Consider the following 8,451-nt stretch of genomic DNA (forward strand, 5'->3'; position numbering starts at 1 on the left):
GTGGGCCAGCAGCGCCCGCAGCCGCCGGGCCTTGCCGAACAGCGAGGCGCCGCAGGCATAGGCGTCGATCCGGGCCGCGTTCTCGGGGCCGAGCACCCGGCGGACGGTGTCGGCGCGGTTCGACGACAGGATCGCCAGGGGCACCCCCGCCGCCGCGAGGTCGGCCAGCATCGCCGGCACCTCGGGAAACAGCGCGATCGCACCGGCGTCGCGGGCGGCCAGCGCGTGCATGTGCCGGGCGATGAAGGGCAGCTTCCAGCGCGGGATGCCGAGATGGGCCACGATCGCCCGCGCGCCCTGCAGCCGCAGCGCCTCGACCTCGTGGGCCTCGACCCGGCGGAACCGGTAGCGGTCGGCGACGCCGTTCAGGACCGAGCAGAACCAGCCGAAGCTGTCCGCGAGGGTGCCGTCGAAATCGAGCACCACGAGCGCGGGCCCGGCCCCGCCGGGGCTGCGCGCCATCTCAGTGCCGGAGGTTGGCCAGCGGCATGCTGAGCCGCATCAGCAGCCCGCCCGGCGCCCAATCGTGCTCCAGCACGCCGTCGAGCTGGCCCGCGACGCTGCGCTCGGCCAGCACGGTGCCGAACCCCTTCCGGGAGGGCTTTTGCGTCACCGGAGGGCCGCCGGACTCGGCCCAGGTCAGGGTGTAGCGGGCGCCGTCGCGCAGGCCGCTCAGCGTGACGCCGCCCGCCTTGGTGGAGAGCCCGCCATACTTCATCGCGTTGGTGGCCTGCTCGTGCATGATCAGCGCGAGCGCGGTGGCGGTGCGCTCGCCGATCTCGGCATCGTCCCCGGAGATCGCGACCCGCGCCCGGCCGTCCTCCTCGTAGGCGGCCATGATCAGGCGCATCAGCCCGAGCACGGTCTGGCCCTCGACTTCGGGGGCGCTGTCGGGGGAATGGGGCCGGACGTATTCGTGGGCCCGGGCGAGCGCGCCGAGCCGCTCCCGGAAGGCCGCCGCGAACGGCTTGGCCGCCGGGTCGCTCCGGGCGGTGAGCGCCGCCAGGCCGCCCACCACCGCGAAGATGTTCTTGATCCGGTGGGACAGCTCGCGGATCAGCAGGTCGCGGGCCTCCTCGGCGCGCTTGGCCTCGCGCAGGTCCCGGGTCACGGTGGCGTAGCCGATCTCGGCCCCGGTCGGGTCGCGCACCGGGAAGATGTTGTAGAGCACCGCCACCGGCTCGCCCGTGCCGAAATGCCGGAAGGCCAGTTCGCCCTCCCAGTATCCGGTCCGGCGAACCGCCGGCATCACCGTCCCGGCCAGCACCCGGCGGCTGTCGTCGCCGAAGAAATCCTCCATCCGGTGCCGGCGGGCGGCGGCGAGGTCGGGCAGCCCGACCAGCGCCACGGCGGCCTCGTTGAGATGGGTGACGGCGCCGTCCAGGGTGAAGAGGCCGATGAAGTCCTTGGAGGTCTCCACGATGGCGGCGAGCTTGCGCGCCTCGGCCTCGGCCTGCTTCAGGTCGTCGATGTCGGTGCAGGTCCCGAACCAGCGCTCGATCCGCCCCTCCGCGTCGCGGATCGGCATGGCCCGGCCCAGCGTCCACCGGTAGGCGCCGTCGCGGTGGCGCAGGCGGTACTCGATCTCGTAGGGCTCGCCGGTCTCGAGGGAATGGCGCCAGCGGGTCCAGGCCCGCTCCTGGTCGTCCGGATGGAACACGTCGTTCCAGCCCTCGCCGTCGGTGGAGCCGTACGGCATGCCGGTGAATTCGTACCAGCGGTCGTTGTAGTAGTCGTGGAACCCGTCCGGCAGGGTGGTCCAGACCATCTGGGGCATCGCCGACGTCATCACCCGGAAGCGACGCTCGCTGGCGGCGATCTCGGCCTCCCGGGCGGCGACCTGGGCGTGGGTCCGGCGGTTCTCGAGCAAGGTCGAGATCTGGCGCGCCAGGGCGGTGAGCGTCGCGGCCTGGTCGGCGTCGAGCCCCTCGGGCCGGGGCGTCCGGTCGAGGACGCAGAGCGCCCCGAGCGGGATGCCCTGCGCGCCCCGGATCACCGCCCCCGCGTAGAAGCGGAAGCCCGGCCCGCCGGTTACCAGCGGGTTGTCGATGGTGCGCGGGTCGTCGGCGAGATCCGGGATGATCAGGCAGTCGCCGGCCTCGATCGTGTGGGCGCAGACCGAGCAGTCGATCGGCAGTTCGCGCTGGCCGAGGCCGAATTCCGACTTGAACCATTGCCGCTCGGCGTCGACCAGGCTGACCAGGGCCACCGGCGCCCGGCAGACATGGGCGGCGATGCGGACGAGGTCGTCGTAGAGCGGCTCCGGCTCGGTATCGAGGATGGCGAGGTCGTGCAGTTCCGCCAGCCGGTCCGCTCTGCTCCAGCGCCGGTCGGTCGGTTCGAGATCCGCGCGCGGATTGGGGGGCGGCACATCCATGGTCTCGCGCTCACATAGGCGCGCGACGGGCGGATGCATAGGCGTGGCCGGTGATTAAGGTTTTCACGGCCGCCGTGACGGGCTGTCGGGCGGCCGCCCATTCCGCATGCGATTTCCACAGTGCCGGGGCCCGTCAGTGCCGGGGCCCGTCGCGCAGGCCTCGGCACCGCGTTGAAGCCGATCAGGCGGCGCGGGCTTCGCCGAGCGTCGGGTAGTCGGTGTAGCCCTGCGGCCCCTGGCTGTACCAGGTCGCGGCCTCGTCCTTGGCGAGCGGGGCGCCCTTGGCGATGCGCTCGACCAGGTCCGGGTTGGCGATGAAGGTCCGGCCGAACGCGATCGCGTCGGCCTCGCCCGCATCCAGCACCTTCTGGCCGCTGACCCCGTCGTAATCGGCGTTGAGGATCATCGGGTTGCGGAACACCTTGCGCATCGCCGGGGCGATCGGCGGGTGGTCGGCCTTGCCGAAGGTGCCGTCCGGGCCGGGCTCGCGCATCTCCAGGAAGGCGATGCCGCTGTCGGCGAGCGCCTGGGCGGCGGCCACGAACAGGGGCTCCGGGTTCGAATCGTTGGTGCCCTGGATCGCGCCGTTGGGCGACAGGCGCACTCCGGTGCGCTCCGGCCCGGCGACGCCGGCCACCGCATCGGTCACCTCGCGCAGCAGCCGCACGCGGTTCTCGATCGCGCCGCCGTACGGGTCGGTGCGGTGGTTGCTGCCGTCGCGCAGGAACTCGTCGATCAGGTACCCGTTCGCGGCGTGGATCTGCACCCCGTCGAAGCCGGCCGCCAGGGCGTTGGCGGTGGCGCGCTCGTAGTCGGCGAGCAGTCGCGGGATCTCGGAGACCTCCAGCGCGCGCGGCTCGGCATAGGGCTTCTTTCCGGAATAGGTGTGCGCCTGGTCCGGGGCTACGATGGGCGAGGCCGAGACCGGCTTCTCGCCGCCGAGGAAGTCCGGGTGGACCAGCCGGCCCATATGCCAGATCTGGCAGACGATCTTGCCGCCCCGGTCGTGCACGGCCTTCACGATCGGCCGCCAGGCATCGACCTGCGCGTCGGACCAGATCCCCGGCGCGAACGGCCAGCCCAGCCCTTCTTGAGAGATGCCGGTGGCCTCCGTGAGGATCAGCCCGGCGCCGGCGCGCTGGGCGTAATACTCGGCCATGATCGGGGTCGGCACGTGCTCGCGGGTGGCGCGGCCGCGGGTGAGCGGGGCCATGAAGATCCGGTTCTTCGCCTCGATGGCGCCGATGCGGATCGGGTCGTGCAGGGACGGCATGGATACCTCGTGCTGGTGCGGCGACGCCGCGTCCGAAACTCAAACGCCGAGGTGGCGTCGCGGCGCGGTGATGCCAGGGTGCAGCGCAGCATGGGGGCTCGGTCCGTGCGCGAGCGCACGTCCCAGGGGGGTGGAATCATCCCGGTTTTCTTTGGATTTGGGGGTGTGGTGAGTCGGGATGTGTCGGGCTCGATGCGCATGCGGCGGCGAGCCAGATCAGCCGCCGCATCATCTCATCCTTCGCGGGAGCACGATCGGGCATGCGCACAAGTCGCGCCGTCATCGTGTCGAGCGAGAAGAGTTTCGCTCGGACTCCCGATTTCAGCCACGCCTTGTCCTTGTCGCGCCATGCCACGACCTCGGACAAGGCCAAGTCATCAGGATCTGGGACAACCGCCGTAACCCCGGGGCAGCCGGCACTCTCGTAGAGGACCGTACGGGCTTCCCAATCGGTCGGCATCACAGCCGTTCCCGGCGAAACGCCATCGCAATAGTAGCCGAATTGCCGATGGAAACTGGAGCCTTGGCCGATACTGGCTTCGAGGGCGTCCGAGAGATCTTCCGAATCCGGTACGCCGGGCACGTAGAGGTCCGCTTCGGGCGTCAGCAACATGTCGCCCGGAATATTCCGGCAGCGGACGAGGACAACCGCGGAACCGACGAGCACGAATCGACGGTTGCCTGTCACACCCTCGGCGGCGCGGAGACAATGATCGAGTCGGTCGCGCCGCATCATGCCGTCAGCTTCGCTCTTGGCTTCCCTCCCGGATTTTGCGCCCATGCGTCCGCATCTCCTCGGGCGGGAGCACCACGAAGACCGGCTGGGTGTCGCGCAGGAGATCGCCCTCGGCCGTATCCTCCAAGAGGTGGCGGACTAACTGCCGGACATCTCTGCGGAGGAGATCGGCCCATAGGGTATAGTATTGGGATTGCTGTGGGTCGGTTCGGACGTGCCGTTCCAGATAATCCAGCCCCTGGGCCAACAGACCTGGCTCGTCGACGAGTCGCACGGCGAAACGACATGTCCGCTCGTAGGACCGGCGCTTACTGGAATCGTGGAAATCGACCTTTTTCGGCAACGCGCCGACGAAGCGTTCTCCATCGGTCATGAGCCTCACTCCGAAGCTTGTCCGTACGCCTCACGGCGAAGTCCCACCTTAGAAAATCACAATGCCGATCGAGGTCAAGCTGCCTCGGGACTCGCCGGGAACGACTTGCCGAGGGTCTCCCGTCCCCACCCTCATCCTGAAATGCGCACGCGCAGCGGGCGGCTCAGGATGGGGCAAGGGTTTGGGATGGGCGCTGAGGCATTATCGCTGCCCCACCGTCATTGCGAGCGCAGCGAGGCAACCCAGGGACACGCGACCTTCACGGGTGGCGCGCTGAGCGCCGAGTCCGGCGCGGACCCGCGCCGGACCCGCCCCTCAATAATGCGCCAGCACCGCCAGCAGCAGCAGGGCGATGATGTTGGTGATCTTGATCGCCGGGTTCACCGCGGGGCCGGCCGTGTCCTTGTAGGGGTCGCCGACCGTGTCGCCGGTCACCGCGGCCTTGTGGGCGTCGGAGCCCTTGCCGCCGTGGTGGCCGTCCTCGATGTACTTCTTGGCGTTGTCCCAGGCGCCGCCGCCCGAGGTCATCGAGATCGCCACGTACAGGCCGGTGAGGATCACGCCGAGCAGGCTCGCGCCCACCGTGGCGAAGGCCTGGCTCTTGCCCGCGATCGCCTGGATCACGAAGAAGATCACGATCGGCGAGAGCACCGGCAGCAGCGACGGGACGATCATCTCCTTGATCGCCGCCCGGGTCAGCATGTCGACCGCCCGGCCGTAATCCGGCCGGTCGGTGCCCTGCATGATCCCGGGCTTCTCCCGGAACTGGCGCCGGACCTCCTCGACCACCGCGGCCGCCGCCCGGCCGACCGCCGTCATGGCGATGCCGGCGAACAGGAACGGGACCAGGCCGCCGAGCAGCAGCCCGACCACCACGTACGGGTTGGACAGGGAGAAATCGACGCTGACACCCTGGAAGAACCGGTACTGCGTCGGGCTGGCATTTGCGATGAAGTAGTTCAGGTCGGACGTGTAGGCGGCAAACAGAACCAGGGCGCCGAGGCCGGCCGAGCCGATCGCGTAGCCCTTGGTCACCGCCTTGGTGGTGTTGCCGACGGCGTCGAGCGCGTCCGTGGACTTGCGCACGTCCGGCGGCAGGCCGGCCATCTCGGCGATGCCGCCGGCATTGTCGGTGACCGGCCCGAACGCATCGAGCGCCACGATGAAGCCGGCCAGCGCCAGCATCGCGGTGACCGCGATGGCGATGCCGAACAGGCCGGCCAGCGCGTGGGTGCTGATGATGCCGGCCACGATCACGAGGGCCGGCAGCGCGGTGGATTCGAGCGAGATCGCCAGGCCCTGGATCACGTTGGTGCCGTGGCCGGTGACCGAGGCGTCGGCGATCGACTTCACCGGGCGGAAGTTGGTGCCGGTGTAGTATTCGGTGATCACCACGATCAGCGCCGTGATGGCGAGTCCGATCACCGCGCAGCCGAACAGGCCGCCCGACGTGAAGGTCACCCCGGTCGAGGTGGTGAAGGCGGTCGAGAAGCCGCCCAGCAGGGCCAGGTTGACGATCGCGATCGCCACCACGGAGAGCACGCCCGCGGTGATCAGGCCCTTGTACAGGGCCCCCATGATCGACTGGTTGGCGGACAGCCGCACCGCGTAGGTGCCGGCGATCGAGGTGACGATGCAGGCCGCCCCGATGGCCAGCGGATAGAGCATCATCGGCTCGAGCACCGCCCGGCCGCTGCCGGTGGGGCCGGAGAAGAAGATCGCGGCCAGCACCATGGTGGCCACGATGGTCACCGCGTAGGTCTCGAACAGGTCGGCCGCCATGCCGGCGCAGTCGCCGACGTTGTCGCCGACGTTGTCGGCGATGGTGGCCGGGTTGCGGGGGTCGTCCTCCGGGATCCCGGCCTCGACCTTGCCGACGAGGTCGCCGCCGACGTCGGCGCCCTTGGTGAAGATGCCGCCGCCGAGCCGGGCGAAGATCGAGATCAGCGAGGCGCCGAAGCCGAGCGCCACCAGCGCGTCGATCACCTCGCGGCTCGACGGGTCGAGCCCGGCGCCGCGGGTGAGGTAGAGGTAGTAGAGGGCCACCCCCAGGAGCGCGAGGCCGGCGACCAGCATGCCGGTCACCGCGCCGGACTTGAACGCCATGTCGAGGCCTGCCCCCAGCGAGGCCGAGGAGGCCTGGGCGGTGCGGACGTTGGCCCGCACCGAGACGTTCATGCCGATGAAGCCCGCCGCCCCCGACAGGACCGCGCCGATCAGGAAGCCCACCGCCACCTTGATCCCGAGGAACACCGCCAGCAGCACGAACAGCACCAATCCGACCACGCCGATGGTGAGGTATTGCCGCTTCAGGTAGGCCTGCGCGCCCTCCGCGATGGCGGCGGCGATCTCCTGCATGCGCTGGGTGCCGGCGTCCCGCCGCATCACGTCGAGGATCGTGACGATGCCGTAGGCGACGGCACAGAGCCCGCCCACGATGATCAAAGCCAAGGGGATCATGCTCTACCGTCCTTGTTCTTATCGTGCCTGGCGGGGGCTTGTGATCGGTGTCGCGCTTGGCCATCGCAGGACGACCATGGGACGTGTGCGCGAATCAGGGCATTCCTTCCCAGTCGGTAAGTCTTAGCGCGTCCACCGCCGAAGTGGAGACCGGTTCGGCGACAGTGAGCCGTCTCAGCAAAGGATAAGAATCGGCCCGAGCATGGCGTGATCGGGCGGAGTCTAGTTGCCAAACTTCGCCGGTGAGCGCAAACGCCGCGTTTCCCGGCATGGGCACTGCATCATGTCGATGCTGCACTGCGCCATTCCAGGATACGGACCCAGACCGCGAAGGCTCTTCGCAGCGAAGCGGCGTCCGCGGTGTCGGTTCGTCGAAGTCTGGACCGATCCGACCGCCTCCGCGCCGCCCGACCGCCGAATTCTTCGCAGCTAAGGCGGGCCCTTAACCCACGGTTAACCATACGGATCTCTACTTCCGGTTGTATAACGGATGGGGCTGGACATGAGCAGCGACCAGGTCGCCAAGCTGGCGGCGACGATCGAGGTGTTGACCGGGGCCGTGCACTTCTTGATCGCCGAGCGGGTCTCGGCCCAGCCCGAGGCGGTCCAGGGCGACCTCCTGCACATCCTGCAGCGCGCCTTCTCGACGCCGCCCCGCCCGGAGGAGGCGCTCACCGGCCGCGCCGCGCTGACGAGCGGCGACCTGGCCCTGTGGATGCCGATCGTGGCGGCCGGGATGATGGACGAGGTCCGCCGCCAGATCGGGCGCCAGCCCGAGGGGGTGACCCACATCGTGCTGGGCCGGACCAGCCCGGGCCCCGCCTCAGAAGTGGCTGAACGACCCAGCCGCGAACACGCGCGCAGCGCCATCGCCCATTTCGAAGCGGGGCGGGCCGTCGCCTGAGGTGACGGTCCCGATGGCGGTGAGCGGGACCCCGGCTTCCGTCGCCTCGGCCCGGAGCGCGTCGAGCTTCTCGGGAGCTGCGGTGCAGAGAATTTCGTAATCGTCGCCGCCGGTTAGGACCGGGTCGATCAGGTCCGGATCCGCCGCGCAGGCCCGGGCCGCGGCCTCCGACAGCGGCACGGATCCCACCGCGATCCGGGCGCTGCGGCCGGCGCCCAGCATCTTGGCGAGGTCGCCGGCGAGCCCGTCCGACACGTCCATCGCGGCCGAGGCGTGGCGGCGGATCGCGTTTGCCAGGGCGATGCGCGGGCGCGGATGCAGGTACCGG

General features: G+C 69.8%; 8 protein-coding genes. 1 reads left to right on the plus strand and 7 read right to left on the minus strand.

The features are described from left to right. The 6 genes from FV228_RS14125 to FV228_RS14150 form a co-directional block, all read right to left on the minus strand. On the minus strand, positions 1 to 462 hold a 462-nt coding region (locus FV228_RS14125; protein WP_147855205.1), incomplete at its 3' end, for an HAD hydrolase-like protein. A 1-nt stretch (position 463) separates the two neighbouring features. Further along, positions 464 to 2,377 (minus strand): PAS domain S-box protein, encoded by a 1,914-nt coding sequence (locus FV228_RS14130; RefSeq protein WP_147855206.1) that lies wholly within the window; start codon positions 2,375 to 2,377, stop codon positions 464 to 466. Positions 2,378 to 2,558: 181 nt separating this feature from the next. After that, positions 2,559 to 3,650, minus strand: a complete 1,092-nt coding sequence (locus FV228_RS14135; RefSeq protein ID WP_147855207.1) for an alkene reductase — start codon at positions 3,648 to 3,650, stop codon at positions 2,559 to 2,561. 136 nt (positions 3,651 to 3,786) lie between these two features. Continuing rightward, positions 3,787 to 4,431, minus strand: a complete 645-nt coding sequence (locus FV228_RS14140) for a DUF6036 family nucleotidyltransferase (protein WP_147855208.1) — start codon at positions 4,429 to 4,431, stop codon at positions 3,787 to 3,789. Continuing rightward, a complete protein-coding gene (locus FV228_RS14145; protein WP_147855209.1) occupies positions 4,391 to 4,759 on the minus strand; it encodes a hypothetical protein in 369 nt (122 codons plus the stop codon). Before FV228_RS14145 ends, FV228_RS14140 begins: the two co-directional genes overlap by 41 nt. A gap of 315 nt (positions 4,760 to 5,074) precedes the next feature. Continuing rightward, positions 5,075 to 7,219: a sodium-translocating pyrophosphatase gene (locus FV228_RS14150; RefSeq protein ID WP_147855210.1), complete on the minus strand. Its 2,145-nt coding sequence runs from the start codon at positions 7,217 to 7,219 to the stop codon at positions 5,075 to 5,077. A gap of 502 nt (positions 7,220 to 7,721) precedes the next feature. On the opposite strand from FV228_RS14150, the gene FV228_RS14155 reads away from it, so the two are divergent. Next, complete coding sequence (locus tag FV228_RS14155) at positions 7,722 to 8,123, plus strand: hypothetical protein (protein WP_147855211.1); 402 nt, start codon at positions 7,722 to 7,724, stop codon at positions 8,121 to 8,123. Here FV228_RS14155 and FV228_RS14160 read toward each other — a convergent pair. Continuing rightward, positions 8,043 to 8,451, minus strand: a 409-nt coding sequence (locus FV228_RS14160) for an AIR synthase-related protein (RefSeq protein WP_246693904.1), incomplete at its 5' end; no start/stop codon positions are given. The genes FV228_RS14155 and FV228_RS14160 overlap by 81 nt on opposite strands.

Source organism: Methylobacterium sp. WL18 (assembly GCF_008040015.1).
Lineage (GTDB): Bacteria > Pseudomonadota > Alphaproteobacteria > Rhizobiales > Beijerinckiaceae > Methylobacterium > Methylobacterium mesophilicum.